Annotated in this window: 18 protein-coding genes; 9 read left to right on the top strand and 9 right to left on the bottom strand. The window is 60.8% G+C overall.

Annotated elements, in window-relative coordinates; translation table 11 throughout:
- Positions 1-34 precede the first annotated feature (34 nt).
- The 6 genes from prpD to PS14A_RS08205 all read right to left on the bottom strand — a co-directional run bounded on the left by prpD (position 35) and on the right by PS14A_RS08205 (position 8,725).
- A complete protein-coding gene (gene prpD / locus PS14A_RS08230; protein WP_212615720.1) occupies positions 35-1,519 on the bottom strand; it encodes a 2-methylcitrate dehydratase in 1,485 nt (494 codons plus the stop codon).
- 292 nt (positions 1,520-1,811) lie between these two features.
- Positions 1,812-3,002, bottom strand: a complete 1,191-nt coding sequence (gene prpF / locus PS14A_RS08225) for a 2-methylaconitate cis-trans isomerase PrpF (RefSeq protein ID WP_212615719.1) — start codon at positions 3,000-3,002, stop codon at positions 1,812-1,814.
- A gap of 52 nt (positions 3,003-3,054) precedes the next feature.
- On the bottom strand, positions 3,055-5,649 hold the full coding sequence (gene acnD / locus PS14A_RS08220; protein ID WP_212615718.1) for a Fe/S-dependent 2-methylisocitrate dehydratase AcnD: 2,595 nt from the start codon (positions 5,647-5,649) through the stop codon (positions 3,055-3,057).
- Positions 5,650-5,847: 198 nt separating this feature from the next.
- A complete protein-coding gene (prpC, locus tag PS14A_RS08215) occupies positions 5,848-6,975 on the bottom strand; it encodes a 2-methylcitrate synthase (RefSeq protein ID WP_130911978.1) in 1,128 nt (375 codons plus the stop codon).
- Positions 6,976-7,112: 137 nt separating this feature from the next.
- The gene (gene prpB / locus PS14A_RS08210) at positions 7,113-8,006 is read right to left on the bottom strand and encodes a methylisocitrate lyase (protein WP_024012298.1); all 894 of its coding nucleotides are present in this window, start codon (positions 8,004-8,006) and stop codon (positions 7,113-7,115) included.
- Positions 8,003-8,725 (bottom strand): GntR family transcriptional regulator, encoded by a 723-nt coding sequence (locus tag PS14A_RS08205; RefSeq protein WP_172834046.1) that lies wholly within the window; start codon positions 8,723-8,725, stop codon positions 8,003-8,005. The genes prpB and PS14A_RS08205 overlap by 4 nt, the downstream gene beginning before the upstream one ends.
- 404 nt (positions 8,726-9,129) lie before the next feature.
- Here PS14A_RS08205 and PS14A_RS08200 point away from each other — a divergent pair, with 404 nt between their 5' ends.
- The 4 genes from PS14A_RS08200 to pabB all read left to right on the top strand — a co-directional run bounded on the left by PS14A_RS08200 (position 9,130) and on the right by pabB (position 13,750).
- The gene (locus tag PS14A_RS08200; protein WP_016773819.1) at positions 9,130-9,666 is read left to right on the top strand and encodes an ATP-dependent zinc protease; all 537 of its coding nucleotides are present in this window, start codon (positions 9,130-9,132) and stop codon (positions 9,664-9,666) included.
- Between the two features lie 5 nt (positions 9,667-9,671).
- The gene (locus PS14A_RS08195; protein ID WP_016773818.1) at positions 9,672-11,207 is read left to right on the top strand and encodes an inactive transglutaminase family protein; all 1,536 of its coding nucleotides are present in this window, start codon (positions 9,672-9,674) and stop codon (positions 11,205-11,207) included.
- The gene (locus PS14A_RS08190; RefSeq protein WP_016773817.1) at positions 11,207-12,193 is read left to right on the top strand and encodes an alpha-L-glutamate ligase-like protein; all 987 of its coding nucleotides are present in this window, start codon (positions 11,207-11,209) and stop codon (positions 12,191-12,193) included. Before PS14A_RS08195 ends, PS14A_RS08190 begins: the two co-directional genes overlap by 1 nt.
- 213 nt (positions 12,194-12,406) lie before the next feature.
- Positions 12,407-13,750 carry an aminodeoxychorismate synthase component I gene (gene pabB, locus PS14A_RS08185; protein WP_212615717.1) on the top strand — a complete coding sequence of 448 codons (1,344 nt, stop codon included), beginning with the start codon at positions 12,407-12,409 and terminating at the stop codon, positions 13,748-13,750.
- Positions 13,751-13,835: 85 nt separating this feature from the next.
- Here pabB and thrH read toward each other — a convergent pair whose 3' ends face one another.
- Positions 13,836-14,453: a bifunctional phosphoserine phosphatase/homoserine phosphotransferase ThrH gene (gene thrH, locus PS14A_RS08180; protein WP_212615716.1), complete on the bottom strand. Its 618-nt coding sequence runs from the start codon at positions 14,451-14,453 to the stop codon at positions 13,836-13,838.
- Between the two features lie 164 nt (positions 14,454-14,617).
- Here thrH and PS14A_RS08175 point away from each other — a divergent pair, with 164 nt between their 5' ends.
- The 3 genes from PS14A_RS08175 (at position 14,618) to PS14A_RS08165 (ending at position 18,253) form a co-directional block, all read left to right on the top strand.
- Complete coding sequence (locus tag PS14A_RS08175) at positions 14,618-15,358, top strand: phosphoadenylyl-sulfate reductase (RefSeq protein ID WP_122611940.1); 741 nt, start codon at positions 14,618-14,620, stop codon at positions 15,356-15,358.
- 573 nt (positions 15,359-15,931) lie between these two features.
- Positions 15,932-17,470: an NCS1 family nucleobase:cation symporter-1 gene (locus tag PS14A_RS08170; protein ID WP_212615715.1), complete on the top strand. Its 1,539-nt coding sequence runs from the start codon at positions 15,932-15,934 to the stop codon at positions 17,468-17,470.
- A gap of 54 nt (positions 17,471-17,524) precedes the next feature.
- Entirely contained in the window at positions 17,525-18,253 is a 729-nt protein-coding gene (locus PS14A_RS08165) for an aspartate/glutamate racemase family protein (protein WP_212615714.1), read from the top strand.
- 107 nt (positions 18,254-18,360) lie between these two features.
- Here PS14A_RS08165 and PS14A_RS08160 read toward each other — a convergent pair whose 3' ends face one another.
- Positions 18,361-19,284, bottom strand: a complete 924-nt coding sequence (locus PS14A_RS08160) for a LysR family transcriptional regulator (RefSeq protein ID WP_212615713.1) — start codon at positions 19,282-19,284, stop codon at positions 18,361-18,363.
- Between the two features lie 125 nt (positions 19,285-19,409).
- Between PS14A_RS08160 and PS14A_RS08155 the strand changes: the two genes are divergently transcribed.
- Entirely contained in the window at positions 19,410-20,156 is a 747-nt protein-coding gene (locus PS14A_RS08155) for a 3-oxoacyl-ACP reductase family protein (protein WP_212615712.1), read from the top strand.
- 60 nt (positions 20,157-20,216) lie between these two features.
- Here the strand turns inward: PS14A_RS08155 and PS14A_RS08150 are convergent, their stop codons facing one another.
- Positions 20,217-20,912, bottom strand: a complete 696-nt coding sequence (locus PS14A_RS08150; protein ID WP_038861408.1) for an HAD-IA family hydrolase — start codon at positions 20,910-20,912, stop codon at positions 20,217-20,219.
- A gap of 239 nt (positions 20,913-21,151) precedes the next feature.
- Between PS14A_RS08150 and PS14A_RS08145 the strand changes: the two genes are divergently transcribed.
- On the top strand, positions 21,152-23,091 hold a 1,940-nt coding region (locus PS14A_RS08145), incomplete at its 3' end, for a DUF6531 domain-containing protein (protein ID WP_249121223.1).

Below are 23,091 nucleotides of genomic sequence, written 5' to 3'. Positions count from 1 at the left end.
CGAGCCTGCTCGCGAAGAACGATAACGCGGTCTGTCAGAGCACAAACAGATCGATGAATCGATTCACCGCTGTGGCTTCCAGCCGCGCCTGATCCTCGCACAGCGCAAATATCTCAGCGCAACGTTGGCCGGCAAACCGCGTGGCCAGGTTGGCCTTGAACTTGTCCTCCAGCAACGGAATGCCCTCGGCGCGGCGGCGGCGATGGCCGATCGGGTACTCCACCACGACGTTCTCGGTGCTGCTGCCGTCCTTGAAAAACACCTGCACGGCATTGGCAATCGAGCGTTTGTCGGGCTCGAGGTATTCACGGGTGAAACGCGGCTCTTCGACAATCACCATTTTTTCTCGCAGCACGTCGATGATCGGATGCGCCTTGTGGAAGTCGTCTTCGTAGTGCTCAGCCACCAGATTGCCGAATGCCAGCGGCACGGCGGTCATGTATTGCAGGCAATGATCGCGGTCGGCAGCGTTGGCCAGCGGGCCGACCTTGGAAATGATGCGGATCGCCGATTCATGGGTGGTGATGACGATCCGGTCGATCTCGTGCAGGCGATTGCGAACCAGCGGATGCAAGGTCACCGCCGCCTCGCACGCCGTCTGCGCGTGGAATTCGGCGGGGAAACTGATCTTGAACAGCACGTTTTCCATCACGTAACTGCCGAACGGCCGGGAAAAGCTGAAAGCGCGCTTCTCTTCGGACTTGAGCGCCAGATCATTGTTGGTGTGGCTGAACGATACGTCATAAAAGCCCCACTGCTTCGCGCTCAGCACCCCGGGAATGCCCATCTCGCCGCGCATGGCGATGTCGGCCAGCCTTACACCACGACTCGCCGCATCCCCCGCCGCCCAGGATTTCCGCGAGCCGGCGTTGGGCGCATGCCGATAGGTGCGCAGCGCCTGACCGTCGGCGAAGGCGTGGGACAGTGCCGACAACAGCTGCTCGCGATTGGCGCCCATCAGTCGGGCACTGACGGCCGTCGAGGCGACTTTCACCAGAATGACGTGATCGAGTCCTACCCGGTTGAAGGAGTTTTCAAGGGCGATCACGCCTTGAATCTCGTGGGCCATGATCATTGCTTCCAGCACATCGCGGACCGTCAGCGGCGTCTCGCCGTTTGCCACGCGTTTCTGCGACAGGTGATCAGCAACGGCGAGGATGGCGCCGAGGTTGTCCGATGGATGGCCCCATTCGGCGGCGAGCCAGGTGTCGTTGTAGTCGAGCCAGCGGACAATGCAGCCGATATCCCAAGCGGCTTTGACCGGATCGAGGCGATAAGGGGTACCTGGGACTCGTGCACCGAACGGTACTACCGTGCCTTCGACGATCGGGCCGAGGTGTTTCGTGCATTCGGGGAAACGCAGGGCCAGCAGACCGCAGCCCAGCGTGTCGATCAGGCAATTGCGCGCGGTGTCCAGCGCCTCGGCGGATTCGGGCTTGAAGGTGAGAACGTAGTCGGCGATGTCCTGCAGGACTGCGTCGTAATCGGGGCGGTTGTTCAGGTCGACGTTGGCGCTCACGGTGGTTCTCCTGTTCGGGGAAATGAGTGGTTAGGTCTTCCTCAAGGGCTTGGCTGGTTTATGGTTCGTGGTCTCTGGTTTCTTCGTGTTGTGTCAGAGGGTAGCCCCTCACCCTAGCCCTCTCCCGAGGGAGAGGGGACCGATTGGGGGATGCCGTGGAGGTTCACCGACCTGAAGGTCCATCGCCAAATCCATAATCGTCTCGATCTCTCATGTCGATGTACCTCGCAAGACACCTCGGTCAGCCCCCTCTCCCTCAGGGAGAGGGCTGGGGTGAGGGTAAAATGTCGAGTCAGAACGAGTCAGCAGGCACGCGGACGTAACCTTCCATGAGCACCCGCGCACTGCGGCTCATGATGGCTTTCTTCACCACCCACTCGCCATTCTCCAGCGTTGCCTCAGCGCCCACGCGCAACGTCCCGGACGGATGGCCGAAACGCACCGCATTGCGCTCAATCCCACCCGCCGCAAGATTGACCAACGTCCCGGAAATCGCTGCCGCCGTGCCGATCGCCACTGCCGCCGTGCCCATCATCGCGTGGTGCAGCTTGCCCATCGACAACGCGCGCACCAGCAGATCGACATCTCCAGCGGCAATCGCTTTCCCGCTCGACGCCACGTAATCCGCAGGCTTGGCGACGAACGCAACTTTCGGCGTGTGCTGCCGCTTGGCGGCTTCTTCCAGATTGGCGATCAGGCCCATGCGCAACGCACCGTAGGCACGAATCGTCTCGAACATCAGCAGCGCTTGCGGATCGCCGTTGATCGCACCTTGCAGTTCGGTGCCGGTGTAGCCGATGTCTTCGGCGTTGACGAAAATCGTCGGGATCCCGGCATTGATCATCGTCGCCTTGAACGTGCCGACACCTGGCACTTCCAGCTCATCGACCAGATTGCCGGTGGGGAACATCGAGCCACCACCGCCCTCTTCTTCCGCCGCCGGATCCATGAACTCAACCTGCACTTCGGCCGCTGGAAAGGTCACGCCGTCGAGTTCGAAATCACCGGTTTCCTGCACTTCGCCGTTGGTGATCGGCACGTGGGCGATGATGGTCTTGCCAATGTTGGCCTGCCACACGCGCACCACCGCCACACCGTTGTGCGGAATGCGGTTGGCATCGACCAGACCGTTGCTGATGGCGAACGAACCGACCGCCGCCGAGAGATTGCCGCAGTTGCCGCTCCAGTCGACGAACGGCTTGTCGATCGACACCTGGCCGAACAGGTAATCGACGTCGTGATCGGCGCGGGTGCTTTTCGACAGGATTACGGTTTTGCTGGTGCTCGACGTCGCGCCGCCCATGCCGTCGATCTGCTTGTCGTAGGGATCGGGGCTGCCGATCACCCGCAGCAACAAAGCGTCGCGCGCCGGGCCTGGAACCTGCGCTGCTTCGGGCAGATCGGTGAGGCTGAAGAACACGCCTTTGCTGGTGCCGCCGCGCATGTAAGTCGCAGGGATTCTGATTTGTGGTGCGTGAGCCATGGTGCTCCTTACCGAAGGCATGGGACTTGAAATCCCATGCCCACACGTTGATTTAAACGGCTACCGCCGATCCTTCGAGGAAGTCCTGTGCGAAGCGCTGCAACACGCCGCCGGCCTCGTAGATCGACACTTCTTCAGCGGTATCGAGACGGCAGGTCACCGGCACTTCGACGCGCTCGCCATTCTTGCGATGAATCACCAGCGTCAGATCCGCGCGCGGCTTGCGCTCGCCGATCACGTCATAGGTTTCGCTGCCATCGATGGCCAGGGTGTGGCGGTTGGTGCCGGGTTTGAATTCCAGCGGCAACACGCCCATGCCCACCAGGTTGGTGCGGTGAATGCGTTCGAAACCTTCAGCGGCAATCGCCTCGACACCGGCCAGGCGCACGCCTTTCGCCGCCCAGTCGCGGGACGAACCCTGGCCGTAGTCAGCGCCAGCGATGATGATCAGCGGCTGCTTGCGCTGCATGTAGGTTTCGATGGCTTCCCACATGCGCATGACCTGGCCTTCCGGCTCGACACGCGCCAGCGAACCCTGTTTGACCTTGCCGTTTTCCACAACCATTTCGTTGAACAGTTTCGGGTTGGCGAAGGTCGCGCGCTGGGCCGTCAGGTGGTCGCCACGGTGGGTGGCGTAGGAGTTGAAGTCCTCTTCCGGCAGGCCCATTTTCGCCAGGTATTCGCCGGCGGCGCTGTCGAGCATGATCGCGTTCGATGGCGACAGGTGATCAGTGGTGATGTTGTCCGGCAGCACCGCCAATGGGCGCATGCCCTTTAGCGGACGGGCGCCGGCCAGCGCGCCTTCCCAGTACGGCGGACGGCGGATGTAGGTGCTCATCTCGCGCCAGTCGTACAGCGGCGCGACTTTCGGCCCGGTGTCTTCATGCACGGCGAACATCGGGATGTAGACCTGACGGAACTGCTCAGGCTTGACTGAAGACTTCACCACCGCATCGATTTCTTCGTCGCTCGGCCAGATGTCCTTGAGGCGGATTTTCCGGCCATCGACCACGCCCAGCACATCCTTCTCGATATCGAAACGGATGGTCCCGGCGATCGCGTAAGCAACCACCAGCGGCGGCGAGGCGAGGAATGCCTGTTTGGCGTACGGGTGAATGCGGCCGTCGAAGTTGCGGTTGCCGGACAGCACGGCGGTGGCGTACAGATCGCGGTCGATGATCTCTTGCTGGATCACCGGATCAAGCGCGCCGGACATGCCGTTGCAAGTGGTGCAGGCAAATGCCACAACGCCGAAACCGAGCTGTTCCAGCTCAGTGGTCAGCCCCGCTTCATCGAGGTACAGCGCCACGGTTTTCGAACCCGGTGCCAGCGAGGATTTGACCCACGGCTTGCGGGTCAGGCCGAGCTTGTTGGCATTGCGCGCCAACAGGCCGGCGGCGATGACGTTGCGCGGGTTGCTGGTGTTGGTGCAACTGGTGATGGCGGCGATGATCACTGCGCCGTCGGGCATTTGCCCCGGTACGTCATCCCACTGGCCGGAGATGCCTTTGGCCGCCAGATCCGATACCGCAACACGGGCGTGCGGGTTGCTCGGGCCGGCCATGTTGCGCACCACCGAGGACAGATCAAAAGTCAGGCCGCGCTCGTATTGCGCATCTTTGAGGCTGTCAGCCCACAGGCCGGTGAGTTTGGCGTACTGCTCGACCAATTGAACCTGCTGGTCTTCACGACCGGTCAGTTTCAGGTAATCGATGGTCTGCTGATCGATGTAGAACATCGCCGCCGTGGCGCCGTATTCCGGGGCCATGTTGGAGATGGTCGCGCGGTCGCCGAGGGTCAGCGCTGCTGCACCTTCACCGAAGAATTCCAGCCAAGCGCCGACGACTTTCTGTTTGCGCAGGTATTCGGTCAGGGCCAGGACCATGTCGGTAGCGGTAATGCCCGGTTGCAGCTTGCCGGTCAGTTCGACGCCAACGCTCTCCGGCAAACGCATCCACGACGCGCGTCCGAGCATCACGCTCTCGGCTTCGAGGCCGCCGACACCGATGGCGATCACACCCAGCGCATCGACGTGCGGCGTGTGGCTGTCGGTGCCGACGCAAGTGTCCGGGAACGCCACGCCTTCGCGCACCTGAATCACCGGCGACATTTTCTCCAGGTTGATCTGGTGCATGATGCCGTTGCCCGGCGGGATCACATCGACGTTCTTGAAGGCCTTTTTGGTCCAGTTGATGAAGTGGAAACGGTCTTCGTTGCGGCGGTCTTCGATGGCGCGGTTCTTCTCGAAGGCCTGGGCATCGAAACCGCCCGCCTCGACGGCCAGCGAGTGGTCGACGATCAATTGCGTCGGCACCACCGGGTTGACCTGCGCCGGGTCGCCGCCCTGCAAAGCGATGGCATCGCGCAGGCCAGCGAGGTCGACCAGCGCGGTCTGGCCGAGGATGTCATGGCAGACCACCCGCGCCGGGAACCACGGGAAATCAAGATCGCGCTTGCGCTCGATCAGTTGCTTGAGCGAATCGGTGAGCGTGGCCGGGTCACAGCGACGCACGAGGTTTTCCGCCAGCACGCGGGAGGTGTACGGCAGGGTGTCGTAGCTGCCAGGCGCAATCGCCTCGACCGCCGCGCGGGTGTCGAAGTAATCCAGCGGCGTGCCGGGCAGGTTCTTGCGGAATTCTGTGTTCATCGGGTCAGGACTCGGGTCACGGTGATTTCAAAGGGTGAGGCCAGACACCTGAGTTGCACACCGTCCACTGTGGGAGCGAGCCTGCTCGCGAAAGCGGTAGATCAGTCGACATCCTTGTTGGATGCCAGTCCGTCTTCGCGAGCAGGCTCGCTCCCACAGGGTCTAGCGGGGTTCTCTGGTTCCGGCTCAGCTCACCATTCAGCGACGTTCGATTGGCACGAACTTGCGCTGTTCGACGCCGGTGTATTCGGCGCTTGGGCGGATGATGCGGTTGTTGGCGCGCTGTTCGAACACGTGCGCGGCCCAGCCGGTCAGGCGCGAGCAGACGAAGATCGGCGTGAACAGCTTGGTCGGGATGCCCATGAAGTGGTATGCCGAGGCGTGATAGAAGTCGGCATTCGGGAACAGCTTCTTCTGCTCCCACATGGTCTTGTCGATGGCCTCGGAAACCGGGAACAGCACCTTGTCGCCGACCTCGTCCGCGAGTTTTTTCGCCCAGCCCTTGATCACCTCGTTGCGCGGGTCGCTGTCCTTATAGATCGCGTGGCCGAAGCCCATGATCTTGTCCTTGCGCTCGAGCATGCCGAGGGTGCCTTTGATCGCCTCTTCCGGCGACGAGAAGCGCTCGATCATTTCCATCGCCGCTTCGTTGGCGCCGCCGTGCAATGGACCGCGCAGCGAACCGATGGCCGCTGTAACGCAGGAATACAGATCGGAAAGGGTCGAGGCGCAAACGCGCGCGGTGAAGGTCGAGGCATTGAATTCGTGTTCGGCGTAGAGGATCAGCGACACGTTCATCACTTTGACGTGCAGTTCGCTTGGCTTCTTGTCGTGCAGCAGGTGCAGGAAGTGGCCGCCGATGGTCGGTTCGTCGCTGACGCAGTCGATGCGCTTGCCGTCGTGGCTGAAGCGATACCAGTAGCACATGATCGCCGGGAACGCGGCGAGCAGACGGTCGGTCTTGTCGCGCTGTTCAGAGAAATCTTTCTCCGGTTCGATGTTGCCGAGGAACGAGCAACCGGTGCGCATGACGTCCATCGGATGCGCGTCAGCCGGGATGCGTTCAAGCACTTCCTTGAGCGCTTGCGGCAGGTCGCGCAGCTTGCTCAGTTTGCTTTGATAGTCGGCCAGTTGCGCTTTGGTCGGCAGTTCGCCGTACAGCAGCAGATAGGCGACTTCTTCGAATTGCGCGTCGGCGGCCAGTTCACGCACGTCGTAGCCGCGATAGGTCAGCCCGGCACCGGCCTGGCCCACGGTGGACAATGCGGTTTGCCCGGCAACCTGGCCACGGAGCCCGGCGCCACTGAGTACTTTTGCTTCGGCCATTGTGTTCTCCAATCTTCTTGAATTTGTATGGGGAAACTTGTGGGAGCGAGCCTGCTCGCGAAAGCGCTGGATCAGTCGACATCAATCTTGGATGTCAGTCCGTCTTCGCGAGCAGGCTCGCTCCCACAGGGTTTTGTTCAGCCTTTCTTCTGTGCAAACAACGCATCGAGCTTCTGCTCGAACGTGTGGTAATCGATACGATCGTAGAGCTCCATGCGAGTCTGCATGGTGTCGATGACATTCTGTTGCGTGCCATCGCGGCGGATCGCCGTGTAGACGTTTTCCGCTGCCTTGTTCATCGCGCGGAACGCCGACAGCGGATACAGCACCAACGAGACGTCGGCGCCGGCCAGTTGTTCGGTGGTGTACAGCGGCGTTGCGCCGAACTCGGTGATGTTGGCCAGGATCGGCGCTTTCACACGATTGGCGAACAGCTTGTACATGTCCAGTTCGGTAATCGCCTCCGGGAAGATCATGTCGGCGCCGGCCTCGATGCACGCTGCCGCGCGATCAAGTGCCGATTCCAGACCTTCCACCGCCAGTGCGTCGGTACGCGCCATGATCACGAAGCTGTCGTCGGTACGGGCATCGACGGCGGCTTTGATGCGATCGACCATTTCCTGCTGGCTGACGATTTCTTTATTGGGGCGATGGCCGCAGCGCTTGGCGCCGACTTGGTCCTCGATGTGAATCGCCGCCGCGCCGAACTTGATCATCGACTTGACGGTGCGCGCGACGTTGAACGCCGACGAGCCAAAACCGGTATCCACATCCACCAGCAGCGGCAGGTCGCAGACATCGGTGATGCGGCGCACGTCGGTCAGCACATCATCCAGCCCGGTGATGCCCAGATCCGGCACGCCCAGCGAGCCTGCGGCCACGCCGCCGCCGGACAGGTAGATCGCCTTGAAACCGGCGCGCTTGGCCAGCAGCGCGTGGTTGGCGTTGATCGCGCCGACCACTTGCAAAGGATGCTCGCTGGCGACCGCATCGCGGAAGCGCTGGCCCGGCGTGTTCAGGTTGGAAGTCATGCATCACCTCGTTCAGTGGCTGTCTTGTTGTGGGCGCCGTCCTCGTAGTGACGGGCGATGTTGCGTTTCGAGGCGCCAATGTGGCGGCGCATCAACAATTCCGCGAGCTCGCCGTCACGGTCGGCGATGGCATCTAGAATGCGGTGGTGTTCGGCGAAGGCCTGGTGCGGGCGGTTCGGCGTGGTGGAAAACTGGATGCGGTACATGCGCACCAGTTGATACAGCTCGCCGCAGAGCATCTGCGTCAGCGTGCGATTGCCGCTGCCCTGGATGATCCGGTAATGAAAGTCGAAATCGCCTTCCTGCTGGTAGTAACCGACGCCGGCCTGAAACGCCGCATCGCGCTCGTGGGTTTCCAAGACGCGGCGCAGCTCGTCGATTTCCTCGACGCTCATGCGCTCGGCGGCGAGGCGGCAGGCCATGCCTTCGAGAGATTCACGGATTTCGTAGAGCTCGATCAGTTCGGCATGGCTGAGCGAGACCACCCGCGCACCGACGTGCGGCACGCGCACCAGCAGGCGCTGCCCTTCCAGACGATGGATCGCCTCACGCAGCGGCCCCCGACTGATGCCATAAGTACGCGCCAGTTCCGGCTCGGAGATCTTGCTGCCCGGGGCGATCTCGCCTTTGACGATAGCCGCCTGGATACGGCGGAAGACGTTTTCCGACAGCGTCTCGGAATCGTCGCCATTGATGACCGGGGGATCGAGTTGATCCAGCATGATTGTCGACACCTTTAAATCCAATGCGGCAAAAACTAGCCAATAAGACCGCATCAGTCAAAGGATAAATAGGTATTGTCGACAATCGTCTAATAAGCGCAGCCAATCGTTCATCTATTAATGTGGGAGCGAGCCTGCTCGCGAAGGCGGCAGGTCAGTCGGTTTCTGCATCGAATGACACAGCGCTTTCGCGAGCAGGCTCGCTCCCACAAGAGTGGCATCCCTTGCAGCTCATGGGTCGGCGCAAGCGCTGGCGCCATAAAACCACCGTGCTAGAATGCCGCCCGCATTTGCGGGTCTTTAGTACGGCTTGCCATAAAAAGCTGCCAGGCACACGCAGGGGCTTGCGCACGGTTGTGCGGGCACCTGAACCGATAACGGAACGCTGCGCACCAGGATTTATGAGACTCAAGCCTTTCCCCACCTTTTTTGCTCTGTTTTGCCTGCCCGGCCTCGCCGCCGCGGGGGAAAAAACCGTGTATGGCCTCAACGAATACGCTTCGCTTGACGGCATCAATCTCGAAGTCGCGGCCAAACTCGACACCGGGGCGAAAACCGCCTCGCTCAGCGCCCGCGACATCAAACGCTTCAAACGCAACGGTGAATCCTGGGTACGTTTCTACCTGGCCATCGACACCGCGCATTCGCACCCCATCGAACGGCCGCTGGCGCGGGTCAGCAAGATCAAGCGCCGTGCCGGCGACTACGATCCGGAAGAAGGCAAGCAGTACACCGCCCGTCCGGTGATCGAGCTGGATATCTGCATGGGTTCGGCAATGCGCAGCATCGAAGTGAACCTCACCGACCGAAGTGCGTTCCAATACCCGCTTTTGATCGGCTCCGAGGCGCTGAAACGCTTCGACGCGCTGGTCGACCCCAGTCTTAAATACGCTGCCGGCAAACCTGCCTGCACCATCGCCGCTCACACCGCCGAGTAATTTCCATGCGTTCTCTAACCTTCCACCTGAAAATCCTGATCGCCGTGCTGGTGCTGCTGGGCGTTTCGGTTACGGCCTATCAGATTTTCGTGCTCGGCATCCCGGTGACCGAAGACGCTACCGACGATTTGTGGAACATCGACGCCAAGGTCGAGTTCGTCGCCAGCACCAAGGATCCGGTGAAGATCCAGATGTTCGTGCCGCCGCTGAGCCGCGATTACGTGAGCCTCAACGAAAGCTTCATCTCCAATAACTACGGCGTAGCGGTGAACCGCATCGACGGCAACCGCAAGGTGACCTGGTCGGCCCGTCGCGCCAAGGGCAACCAGACGCTGTATTACCGTCTGGTGCTGACCAAGCGCTACACCGCGGAAAAATCCAAGGTCAAAGGCCCGACCTTCCGTGACAGCATGGTCATCGAAGGCCCGGAAAAAATCGCCGCCGAAGCCCTGCTCGCGCCGATCCGCCAACACTCGGCCGACGTCGAAACCTTTATTGGCGAGGCGATCAAGCGCGTCAACAATGTCAACGACGATAACGTCAAATTGCTGCTGGCCGGCGATCCGTCGACTTCGCACAAAGCCAAGATCGTCGAACTGCTGCTGTCCATCGCCCACGTCCCGGTGGAAAAAGTTCACACCATCCGCCTCGTCGCCGATCAGCCACAGACCCCTGAACTGTGGCTGCGCAGCTTCAACGGCAACGACTGGCTGTACTTCAACCCGGAAACCGGTGAGCAAGGCCTGCCGACCGACCGCCTGCTGTGGTGGACCGGCGATGAAAACCTGATCACCGTCGACGGCGGCAAGAAAGCCAACGTGACCTTCAGCCTGAACAACAGCGAGATGAACGCGATTCGTCTGGCCAAGCTGACCGACGAAAACACTGACGCCAACTTCCTCGATTATTCGCTGTACGGCTTGCCGCTGCAGACCCAGCAGACCTTCATGATCATGGTGATGATCCCGATCGGCGTGCTGGTGATTTTGATCCTGCGCAACCTGATCGGCCTGCAAACGCTGGGCACATTTACCCCGGTGCTGATCGCCCTCGCCTTCCGCGAAACGCAGCTGGGCTTCGGCATTCTGCTGTTCACAGTGATCACCGCGCTGGGCCTGTCGCTGCGCTCGTATCTCGAACATCTGAAGCTGCAAATGCTGCCGCGCCTGTCGGTGGTGCTGACGTTCGTGGTGGTGTTGATTGCGGCGATCAGTCTGTTCAGCCACAAGCTTGGCCTTGAGCGTGGCTTGTCGGTGGCGCTGTTCCCGATGGTGATTCTGACCATGACCATCGAACGCCTGTCGATTACCTGGGAAGAACGCGGCGCCAACCATGCGCTGAAAGTCGCGATCGGTACGCTGTTCGCCGCCTCCCTGGCGCACCTGATCATGACCGTGCCGGAGCTGGTGTACTTCGTGTTTACCTTCCCGGCGATCCTGCTGATTCTGGTCGGTTTCATGCTGGCGATGGGTCGCTATCGCGGCTACCGCCTGACCGAACTGGTGCGTTTCAAGGCCTTCCTGAAGAAGGCTGACGCCTGATGTTCGGTTTCTGGAAGACCTGGAAGGCCCTCGAGGCGCGCGGCATCATGGGCATCAACCGCCGAAACGCGGACTACGTGCTCAAGTACAACAAGCGCAGCCTGTACCCGATCGTCGATGACAAGATCCTTACCAAGGAACGCGCCATTGCCGCCGGCATTCACGTGCCGGAGCTGTACGGGGTGATCTCCACCGAGAAGGAAATCGACAAGCTCGACGAGATCATCGGCGGGCGCAGCGACTTCGTGATCAAACCGGCGCAGGGCGCGGGTGGCGATGGCATCATCGTCATCGCCGACCGCTTCGAAGGCCGTTATCGCACGGTCTCGGGCAAGATCCTCGCCCACGAAGAGCTGGAGCATCACATCTCCAGCATCCTCACCGGCCTGTACTCGCTGGGCGGCCACCGCGACCGCGCGCTGATCGAATACCGTGTGACCCCGGACCAGATATTCAAGAGCATCAGTTACGAAGGCGTGCCGGACATCCGCATCATCGTGCTGATGGGTTACCCGGTGATGGCGATGTTGCGTCTGCCGACCCGTCAGTCCGGCGGCAAGGCCAACCTGCACCAGGGCGCCATTGGCGTCGGCGTCGATCTCGCCACCGGCCTTACGCTGCGCGGCACCTGGCTGAACAACATCATCACCAAACACCCCGACACCACCAACGCGGTGGATGGCGTGCAACTGCCCTACTGGGACGGTTTCATGAAACTCGCCGCCGGCTGCTATGAGCTGTGCGGGCTGGGTTATATCGGTGTGGACATGGTGCTCGATCAGGAAAAGGGGCCGTTGATTCTCGAACTGAATGCGCGGCCGGGGCTGAACATTCAGATCGCCAACGATTGCGGCCTGACCTTGCGTACCCATGCGGTTGAAGCGCGGCTGGAAGAGCTGAAGGCGCGTGGCGTTAAGGAATCGGTAGAAGAGCGGGTGGCGTTTACTCAGGAAATGTTTGGGCATATTCCTGCGGTCGAGGGCTGATCCAGAATCGAGTCGCGGCCTTCGCGAGCAGGCTCGCTCCCACATTGGAATGCAATCCCCTGTGGGAGCGAGCCTGCTCGCGAAAGCGGACTTGCTGCCAACACGAGCCTCAAGCCTGCCGCCCATCTGCCAATCGCCGACATCCCCTCTAGGAGCAATTCCCGCAGAGGACTACAATCCCCACCCCGCCTCAACGGCCGATCTGCCCCGCCCATGCTGACCTGCTCCGTACACCCTCTGCCCTACCGCGCCAACCCCGCCGACTATTTCGCGGCCATCCGCAATGCTCCCGGCGCCGTGCTGCTCGACAGCGGCCGGCCGAGCGCTGAACGCGGCCGTTATGACTTGCTCAGCGCCTGGCCGCTGGAACAACTGGCGGTGTTGCCGGAGGAAAGCGGCGCGCACTTTGTGCAGCGCCTGCGTGACCACCTCAGCCGGTTGGGCGAAGCGCAGTTGCCCGCCGGATCCGAATTGCCGTTCGCCGGCGGATTGATCGGCTATTTGAGCTACGACTTCGGCCGGCATCTGGAAAACCTGCCGAGTCAGGCGCTGGATGACCTGCAACTGCCCGATGCGCGTTTTGGCCTGTACGACTGGGCGCTGATCAGCGATCACCACGGGCAAACCAGCCAATTGGTCTTTCATCCATCGCTTGTCGACAGTGAGCGGCAGCGATTGGTCGCGCTGTTCACTCAGCCTCAAGTTGACGCGCTGGCGCCCTTCAAACTGAACGCCCCCATGGCCGCTGATCTCTCGGCTGACGATTACCGTCAGGCGTTCGAACGCATTCAGGACTACATCCAGGCTGGCGACTGCTATCAGGTCAACTTCGCGCAACGCTTTCGTGCTGAATGCCAGGGCGATCCGTGGCTGGCTTACTGCGCTTTGCGTCAGGCCTGCCCGACGCCGTTCTCCGGGTTCCAGAGCCTGCCCGACGGCGGCGCAGTGCTGAGCCTGTCACCGGAACGTTTCGTCAGAGTCAGCCAGCGCCAAGTCGAAACCCGTCCGATCAAGGGCACCCGCCCCCGTGGCGTCACCCCAGCCGAGGACGCCGCCAACGCCGCCGAACTGCTGGCCAGCCCCAAGGATCGCGCGGAAAACCTGATGATCGTCGACCTGCTGCGCAACGATCTCGGGCGCACCTGCCGCATCGGCTCGGTGCGGGTGCCGGAGTTGTTCAGTCTGGAGAGTTATCCGAACGTGCATCACCTGGTCAGCAGCGTGACCGGTGAACTGGCGACGGATCGTGATGCGCTCGACCTGATCGCTGGCAGTTTCCCCGGCGGCTCAATCACCGGCGCACCGAAGATTCGGGCGATGCAGATCATCGACGAGCTGGAGCCAACCCGGCGCGGTCTGTATTGCGGCTCGTTGCTGTATCTGGACGTACGCGGCGAGATGGACAGCTCCATCGCCATTCGCAGTCTGTTGGTCAAGGATGGCCAGGTGTGCTGCTGGGGCGGCGGCGGGATCGTCGCCGATTCGGACTGGCAGGCGGAGTATCAGGAGTCGATGACCAAAGTGCGGATCCTGCTCGATACCCTGCAGAACCTCTAAAAACTTCGCGAGCAGGCTCGCTCCCACAGGGAAATGCATTCCAATGTGGGAGCGAGCCTGCTCGCGAAGACGTCCTTCCAGGCGACTACAAACTCAACTCTCTATTAGAGGCCTTGAGAAATTCCTGCTTCAGCTCTTCAAACGTATGCACCGCCGGGAACTGCGGAAACTCGCGAATCACGTTATCCGGCGCATGGAACAGAATCCCCGCATCCGCCTCGCCGAGCATGGTCGTGTCGTTGTACGAATCCCCCGCCGCGATCACCCGGTAGTACAGACTCTTGAACGCCAGCACCGACTGGCGCTTGGGATCTTTCTGACGCAGTTGATAGCCGGTCACCCGACCGCTTTCGTCAGTGATCAAGCGGTGGCAAAGCAGAGTCGGGAAGCCCATCTGGCGCATCAGTGGCTGTGAAAACTCATAAAAAGTGTCCGAGAGAATCACCACCTGAAAGCGCTCGCGCAGCCAGTTGACGAACTCCACCGCGCCATCCAGCGGTTTCAGTGTGGCGATCACTTCCTGAATATCCGAGAGCTTGAGACCGTGCTCATCGAGGATGCGCAGGCGCTGCTTCATCAAAACGTCGTAATCGGGAATGTCCCGAGTGGTGGCCTTGAGGGAGTCGATTCCGGTTTTTTCGGCGAAGGCGATCCAGATTTCCGGTACCAGTACCCCTTCAAGATCCAGGCAAGCAATTTCCACAAGACACTCCCGTTTGTAGTGATTATTGAGTCGAGCGAGGCCGAACTCTAGCGTTTGCACCCGAGGCGCGCAACGCAGAGGACGCCCCGGCCGCGGCAGCTTTTTGTTACCATCGGCCCCCTATAGAGCGCCCGAGCGCCATTGACCTGTAGGAAGCCGCCCTGATGAGCCCATCGTTCGACGTCGTGGAACTCGCCACGACCTATGCCAACAAATCCGCCCAGGACATCCTCAAGCTCGCCTTCGCCGAGTTCGGCGATGACTTGTGGATATCTTTCAGCGGCGCCGAGGACGTGGTGCTGGTGGACATGGCGTGGAAGCTGAACAAGAACGTCAAAGTGTTCAGCCTCGACACCGGCCGCCTGCATCCGGAGACCTACCGTTTCATCGAGCAGGTGCGCGAGCATTACCAGATCGATATTGAAATCGTCTCGCCGGACTACACGAAACTCGAACCGTTCGTGAAGGAAAAAGGCTTGTTCAGTTTCTACAAAGATGGCCACGGCGAATGCTGCGGCATCCGCAAGATCGAACCGCTGCGGCGCAAGCTGTCCGACGTCAAAGCCTGGGCCACCGGCCAGCGCCGCGACCAGAGCCCGGGCACCCGCAGCGCTGTGGCGGTGCTGGAAATCGACACAGCCTTCTCGACACCGGAACGCACCCTGTACAAGTTCAACCCGCTGGCGCAGATGACCAGCGAGGAGATTTGGGGCTACATTCGCATGCTCGAACTGCCGTACAACAGCCTGCACGAGCGCGGTTTCATCAGCATCGGCTGCGAACCGTGCACCCGCCCTGTGTTACCGAACCAGCACGAGCGCGAAGGCCGTTGGTGGTGGGAAGAAGCCACGCAGAAAGAATGCGGGCTACATGCCGGGAATATCATCAGCAAGAGCAAGGTTTGATCCCCCATTTATAGAAGGACCTGTGGGAGAGAGCCTGCTCGCGGAAGCGCCGTTCCAGTCAACGTTTCAGTTGCCTGATCCACCGCATTCGCGAGCAGGCTCGCTCCCACATTGATATGTGCCAGGCACACAAAAGGTGTACACAAGGTTGTCACCATCAGTGCCATTTATGTGTGCACTTTCAGTTCTGACGCCCTGAAAAGTTACACTCCCCAGCAGAATCCCCATCTGCTCGCCCCTCTGCAAAATCCCTCCCCTGAAAAAAATTCCTGGCCGATCTATCAATTTATATCGCCTGTTTTTCAGCCACTTATGCCGCATTGATAACTATTCGAAATGAGCCCTGCCGCTTATAGATTGGCACTGGCACAAATCTGGCTTTATCGCATACATGTTTTGTATACAAAACTGCAAAGCATGCACACTTTCGATCCGCAAGCCTGAAGCGCCCTATCCCGTACAGGCTGCAGATGCCCCGTAACCAGTGATGTTTTCACCGCCGCGACGAAGATTTGTCGAGCCTGAGCGCTCATGCACAGTCATCGCGGTGGCGAACGTCAGGAGCCTGCCGGAATGCGTACAAGTCTTTCAAATAACATCGCGCTGAATCTGCCCTCCGCCACGCTCGATCAACCGTTGCCCCATGACGGAGTGAGCGAGCCGCTGCAACTGAGCCCGCGTCTGCACAACAGCGATCTGGCGCCGACCAAAGCCGAAGGCCGGCGCTGGGGCCAGTACAGCATCTTCGCCCTGTGGACGAATGATGTGCACAACATCGCCAACTACTCGTTCGCCATCGGCCTGTATGCGTTGGGCCTGGGTGGCTGGCAGATTCTGTTGTCGCTGGGGATCGGCGCGGCGCTGGTGTACTTTTTCATGAATCTGTCGGGTTACATGGGGCAAAAAACCGGGGTGCCGTTTCCGGTGATCAGCCGGATCAGTTTCGGCATTCACGGTGCGCAAATTCCTGCATTGATCAGGGCGGTTATCGCCATCGCCTGGTTCGGTATTCAGACGTACCTCGCCTCAGTGGTATTCCGTGTCTTGCTGACTGCCGTGCATCCAGGCTTCGCCGAATACGATCACGACTCGATTCTGGGCCTGTCGAGCCTGGGCTGGGTGTGCTTTGTAGCAATCTGGCTGGTGCAACTGGCGATTCTCGCCTACGGCATGGAGATGGTGCGCCGTTACGAGGCGTTTGCCGGGCCGGTGATTCTGCTGACCGTTGCCGCTCTCGCCGGGTGGATGTACTTCCAGGCCAACGCGACCATTGCCTGGTCGATCCGCGAGCCGCTGACCGGTGGCGAGATGTGGCGCAACATCTTCGCCGGCGGCGCGTTGTGGCTGGCGATCTACGGCACGCTGATCCTCAACTTCTGCGACTTCGCCCGTTCTTCACCGTGCCGCAAAACCATCAAGGTAGGAAATTTCTGGGGCTTGCCGGTGAACATTCTGGTGTTCGCTGCGATTACTGTGCTGCTGTGTGGCGCGCAGTTCCAGATCAACGGGCGGATCATCGAAAGCCCGACCGAAATCATCGCCTCGATCCCCAACACATTCTTTCTGGTGCTCGGCTGCCTGGCCTTTCTGATCGTCACCGTCGCGGTGAACATCATGGCCAACTTCGTCGCCCCGGCGTTCGTCCTCAGCAACCTGGCGCCGAAGTACCTGACCTTCCGCCGCGCCGGGTTGATCAGCGCGACCATTGCCGTGCTGATCCTGCCGTGGAATCTCTACAACAGTCCGCTGGTGATCGTGTATTTCCTGTCGGGCCTCGGCGCCCTGCTCGGCCCGCTGTACGGAGTGATCATGGTCGACTACTGGCTGATCCGCAAAGGCCGGATCAACGTGCCGCAGCTCTACAGCGAAGACCCCAACGGCGCTTATTACTACAGCCGTGGCATCAATTTCCGCGCGGTGGCGGCGTTTATTCCTGCAGCGCTGATCGCCATCGTCCTGGCATTGGTGCCCGGTTTCCACAGCGTCTCGCCGTTCTCCTGGCTGATCGGTGCCGGTATCGCCGGCATGCTTTACCTGATCATCGCCAAACGCCAGACGCATTACGCCGAAGTCAGCGGCGAATGCATCGCTGTGGATAACGTCAGCCACTGATCCCTTCGCGGCCCGGTTTTCGGGCCGCACCACTGCCCGCAATAAGGATTTTCCATGCGTATTCTCGTGGTCAACGTCAACACCACCGAATCCATCACCGACGCCATCGCCCGCTCGGCGCAGGCCGTCGCTTCACCCGGTACCGAAATCGTCGGCCTGACCCCGTACTTCGGCGCCGAATCGATTGAAGGCAATTTCGAAAGCTACCTGGCCGCCATCGCCGTTATGGATCGGGTGATGGCTTACGACCAACCCTTCGATGCGGTGATTCAGGCCGGCTACGGCGAACATGGCCGCGAAGGCTTGCAGGAACTGCTCAACGTGCCAGTGGTAGATATCACTGATGCGGCGGCCAGCACCGCGATGTTCCTCGGCCATGCCTACTCGGTGGTGACCACACTGGATCGCACCGTGCCGCTGATCGAGGATCGGCTGAAATTGTCCGGTCTGTGGGATCGCTGCGCCTCGGTGCGCGCCAGTGGTCTGGCGGTTCTGGAGCTGGAACATGAACCGCAGCGCGCACTGGAAGCGATCGTGCAGCAGGCCGAACTGGCGGTGACCCAGGACAAGGCCGAGGTGATTTGCCTGGGCTGCGGCGGTATGGCCGGGTTGGACGAGCAGATTCGCCGGCGCACCGGCGTGCCGGTGGTGGATGGCGTGACGGCGGCGGTGACGATTGCCGAATCGCTGGTGCGCTTGAAGTTGTCGACGTCGAAGGTGCGGACTTATGCGACGCCACGGCCGAAGAATATTGTTGGCTGGGCGCAGCGCTTTGCTCGATAGACCGAGTTATCGTGCATCGCGAGCAGGCTCACTCCTACATTTGGAATGCGTACCCCTGTGGGAGCGAGCCTGCTCGCGAATGCATACGACTCGGTCCCAAGCCTTACTTAGATGGCACTAAACCGCCGTCCCAGTCCCTGCTCAGCAAACTGTTCAATCACGAAATCCACAAACGCCCGCGTCTTGCCCGGCAACAATTTGTGCTCGGCGTAATAGATCGAAATGTTGCCGTCATCGACAAACCAGTCCGGCAGCACCCGCTGTAACGTCCCTGCCTGAAGGTACGGCACCGCAAAGGGCATGCTCACCAGCGCAATGCCCAAACCTTGCATCGCCGTCGCGCACGCCGCCTCGGAATCACTCATGGTCATCCTCGCCCGCAACGTTAGCGGACTGTGTTGCTGATCGCGGTGAGTCAGTTGCCAGGAACGCACGCGCCCGGTCTGCGGTGAGCGAATCAGAATGCCGTCGTGTTGCCTGAGGTCATCGGGATGGCTGATCGGCGCATTTTTTTGCAGATAATCCTCCGATGCCACCAACACCCGATGTGCCGGCGTCAGCCTGCGCGCAACCACGCCTTGTGGCAGTTCAAAGCCGCCGCCAATCGCCGCGTCGAAGCCCTGCCCGATCAGGTCGACCTGACGGTTATCGAAATGCCAGTCCGGGTTGATCGCTGGATAGCGCCGCAGAAACTCACCGAGCAGCGGCACGATATACAGACGACCGAACACCGTGCCCATGCTGACTTTCAGCGTGCCGGCCGGTTGCCCACCGGCACTGGCCAGATTGGCCACGGCATTCTGGATGGTGGTCAGGCTGGCGCTGACTTCACTCAAAAACAGCTGCCCCGCTTCGGTCAGGGTCAGGCTGCGTGTACTACGCTGGAACAGCCGCACGCCAAGCCGCGCCTCCAGTTTCGCCACGCTCTTGCCGACCGCCGCCGGGGTCAGGCTCAAGCGTCGCGCCGCTTCGGCAAAGCTGCCGACTTCGGCACTGCGCACAAAGCATTCGATACTGCTGAACGTTTCCATGATCGGCACTATAAACTTCTGGTTTACACAGACTATAGCAATCATGGTCTACCCGGTTGTCGATGCCACGCCGATACTCGGCACCAACACCAAGGCATTCCGCCTTGAACACTTGGAGATCGAACATGACCACTCAACACCTCAGCGGCAAAGTCGCTCTGATTCAAGGCGGTTCGCGCGGCATCGGCGCGGCCATCGTCAAACGTCTGGCCGCTGAAGGCGCCGCCGTCGCGTTCACTTACGTCAGCTCCGCCGCCAAAGCCGAAGAACTACAGAACAGCATCACCGGCAACGGCGGCAAAGCCTTGGCGATCAAGGCTGACAGCGCCGATGCCGGCGCGATTCGCCACGCCGTCAGCGCCACCGTCGAAGCGTTTGGCCGGCTGGACATTCTGGTCAACAACGCCGGCGTACTGGCCATCGCGCCGCTGGAAGATTTCAAACTGGAAGACTTCGATCAGACTTTGGCCATCAACGTGCGCAGCGTGTTCATTGCGTCCCAGGAAGCAGCGAAACACATGGGCGAAGGCTCGCGGATCATCAACATCGGCAGCACCAACGCCGACCGCATGCCCTTCGGCGGTGGCGGCGTGTACGCGATGAGCAAGTCGGCACTGGTCGGCCTGACCAAAGGGCTGGCCCGCGACCTCGGCCCACGCGGCATCACCATCAACAACGTACAACCTGGCCCGGTCGACACCGACATGAACCCGGCCCATGGCGAATTCGCCGACAGCCTGATCCCGCTGATGGCCGTCGGTCGTTACGGCACCGCCGATGAAGTCGCCAGCTTCGTCGCCTACCTGGCCGGGCCGGAAGCCGGTTACATCACCGGTGCCAGCCTGACCATCGACGGTGGTTTCGGCGCCTGACAGACCGGCAAAAAAAACGCCGCCCTTCTTTATAGAAGGGCGGCGTTTATGTTTAAGCGGTCAAGCCAGTTCCAGCATCGGCAGGCCAAATACGCTGGGCGTGAAATCTTTCAGCGAGCGGATAATGCCGTCAGCGTGAGCATATTTCTCGTCTGCCATTGCTGCGTCGGGGATGGCGATTGCGGTCATGCCTGCCGCTTTCGCTGCGGTGACGCCAAACGGCGAATCCTCGAACACCAGACAATCCTTGGGCGCAACGCCCAAACGCCGGGCGGCGGTGAGGAAAATATCCGGCGCCGGTTTGGCCGCGCCGACTTCCGGATCGTCCGCCGTGACGATGAAATCGAACAGCGCAAACCACTCACGGTGCAAGGTGGTTTTCTGCCCGAACGACTGGCGCGACGAACTGGTGCCCACCGCGATCGGGATGTTGTGCGCCTTGAGGTGACGCACCAGCGCTTCGGCCCCCGGCATCGCCTGCGCCTTGGGGAAACGCTCGCGCATCAGCGGCTCGCGGATCTGCAGAAATTCTTCCGGAGTGATCGGTAACTCCAGCGCCTGCACCACGTAATTGGCCAGGTCATTGGCACCGCGACCAATGATGTTTTGTTTGACGCTCCAGTCGAAGGTTTTCCCGTAGCGCCCGGCAATCAGCGAGGTGACCTCGGTGTAAATGCCCTCGGTGTCGAGCAGCAAACCGTCCATATCGAAAATCACGGCCTTGATCGGGCCGAACGTCTTCAGCGGTGCATTCATCATCGGATCCGTTAACAAAGACATCCCGGGCGACAGGCAACGTGCCGCAACGCGGATCTGATTAATGGGTTCAGCAGCATAGCGAGGCCGATGGACATTGAGCAACGGGCAATGCCATCGACGCCTTTTCGCATTTAGCGAAAACTCCTACAGACACTGCCTACTTCCCCGACTTCTTTCCTCTTTGATCCCCCGCAAAGTCCGCGCTCCCGTTTCTTCATATGCGCGAGCGACTGCGAATGTTTCAACCCGATCGGCTCCTGGCCCTGAACAACAGCATCGGACTGCTGGTAGTAGCCGCCCTGAATCCCCGGCAGCCAGATTTCGAAGCGCTGATCGATGAGTTCCGCCTGTGCCTGAACCACTACGACGCCTGGGCGGAGCAATTCTGGACCGGGACGGCGCTGGACATCGAGCAAGTGTTCAAGGTTGGCAATGACGTGCAACTGAGCGCGCCCATCACCTCGCGCGCCCCCATCAGTTCATCGGTGGTCATGTGTTCGGCCAGCGGTCCGTTGACCTTGGTGCACATGTTTGAAGCGGCGCGCTTTGTGCCGATCGGCGACACCCCGGTGACCCTCGAACCGCTGCTCAGCGAAGTCGACGGCGTACAGACCTTCGGCCAGCCGCTGCGCCACACCATCGGCCCGAGCGGGATCCTCGAGGTGACCGATTGCATGCGCGGCCAGCGCTACCGCGTCACTTTCTTTCCAGACGTTTCCACCGCCCATGTCCGCGCACTGTATGCCTCTTATGAAGGTGTCATCGCCGGTCTGGAAAACTGGCTGCGCGCTGAGTGGACCGGTTTTCAGCCGCAATGGACGGAGTTTTCCAGCGCCGGTTTTCTCGATCGTTACGGGCAGTTGCAACGGGCCGATTGGCGCGGACTGGAGAAAGCCCTGAATGGCGTCTGGGATGAGATCCAGCAACTGTTTGCCCTCCTCGCCGATCTGCAGGAGCACAGCGAAAAGCTTCTTGAATATTTGAGCGAAGTCGAACTTGAGGCGCTGCTTGCCGCTCCAAACGAGGCGATTGCCAACGCCTTGTTGATGCTCAGCGACGAGCCGTTGCTGTTTATTCATCTGGCCGCGTTCACCAGTTGGCTGAAGATGCTGCCGCCGCAATACCTCGCCGAAGTGGTGGCCGAAGTTCGCACCGAGTTGCTCATCAGCTTTCTGTTGATGCGCGTGGCGGGCGGTGCCGGCGTATCGCTACGTTTGAGCAGCAAGGTCCTGGCGAAAATCAAGTCGCCACGGGCGCGGGAATGGCTGGCCGCGTCAGCCTTGCGTCTGGCTGAGCTGACTTCAACGCCGGAACTCAAGCAGCACGCGAGCACGCTGAAGCCGCTGATGTTTCATGCGCGCGAGGTGGAGCTGAAGCCGACTCCATCGATTCCGCTGAACATTCGCCAGGCCGACGCGGTGGTGCTCAGCGTGCCGAATCCGGCGCCACTCGCGCGGGAAAAATCCCGAGGCATGGCCCGTCTTGAGCGCCACGAGCCCCACGACGACGCGCCCGACCAAGCAAAAAACCCCAACGGCGATGCCGCCGATTGCGTGCCCAACACCTGCAAGAACGGCTGTCCGGTGTCGATGGTCACCGGCGAAGAACTGCTGACCCTGACCGACGCCGTGCTCGACGGCGTGCTGCCGTTCGAGTTCACCCGCTTGTACCGCAGCAGCGCGGTCGAGATCGACATCGGCCTGGGTTTCGGCTGGAGCCATACGCTCGCGCATCGCCTGGCCTTCGACGGCGATGGCGTGATCTGGTTCGACCACGAGAACCGCCGCACCCGCTTTCCCCTGCCCAACGTCGCGCGCCCGGCGATCCACAACAGCCTGTCGCGGGCGGCGATCTTTCTTGGTGATGAGCCGGAAGAACTGATTCTGGCTCTGGCCGGGGAAACCGCGCGGTTCTATCACTTTCGCGCCGGCCGGCTGACCGCAATCAGCGATGTCTACGGTAATCGTCTGACCCTGCAACGCGATCGCTCCGACCGCATTCAGCGTCTGGACAATGGCGCCGGCCGCTCATTGCTGTTGCGTTATGACCGCACGCAACTGGTGGCGGTCGATTACCAAGTTTTTGTTCAGGGCGAGTGGACCACCGAGCAGAACCTCGCCACCTACAGCTTCGATGCGCGGCAACGCCTGTTGATCGCGACCAACGCAGTCGGCGA

This window comes from Pseudomonas sp. 14A (assembly GCF_018132745.1).
In the GTDB taxonomy this organism is placed as follows: Bacteria; Pseudomonadota; Gammaproteobacteria; order Pseudomonadales; family Pseudomonadaceae; genus Aquipseudomonas; species Aquipseudomonas mercuritolerans.
Note: the sequence above shows the minus strand (reverse complement) of the source record. Positions and strands in the feature narration are given on the sequence as shown.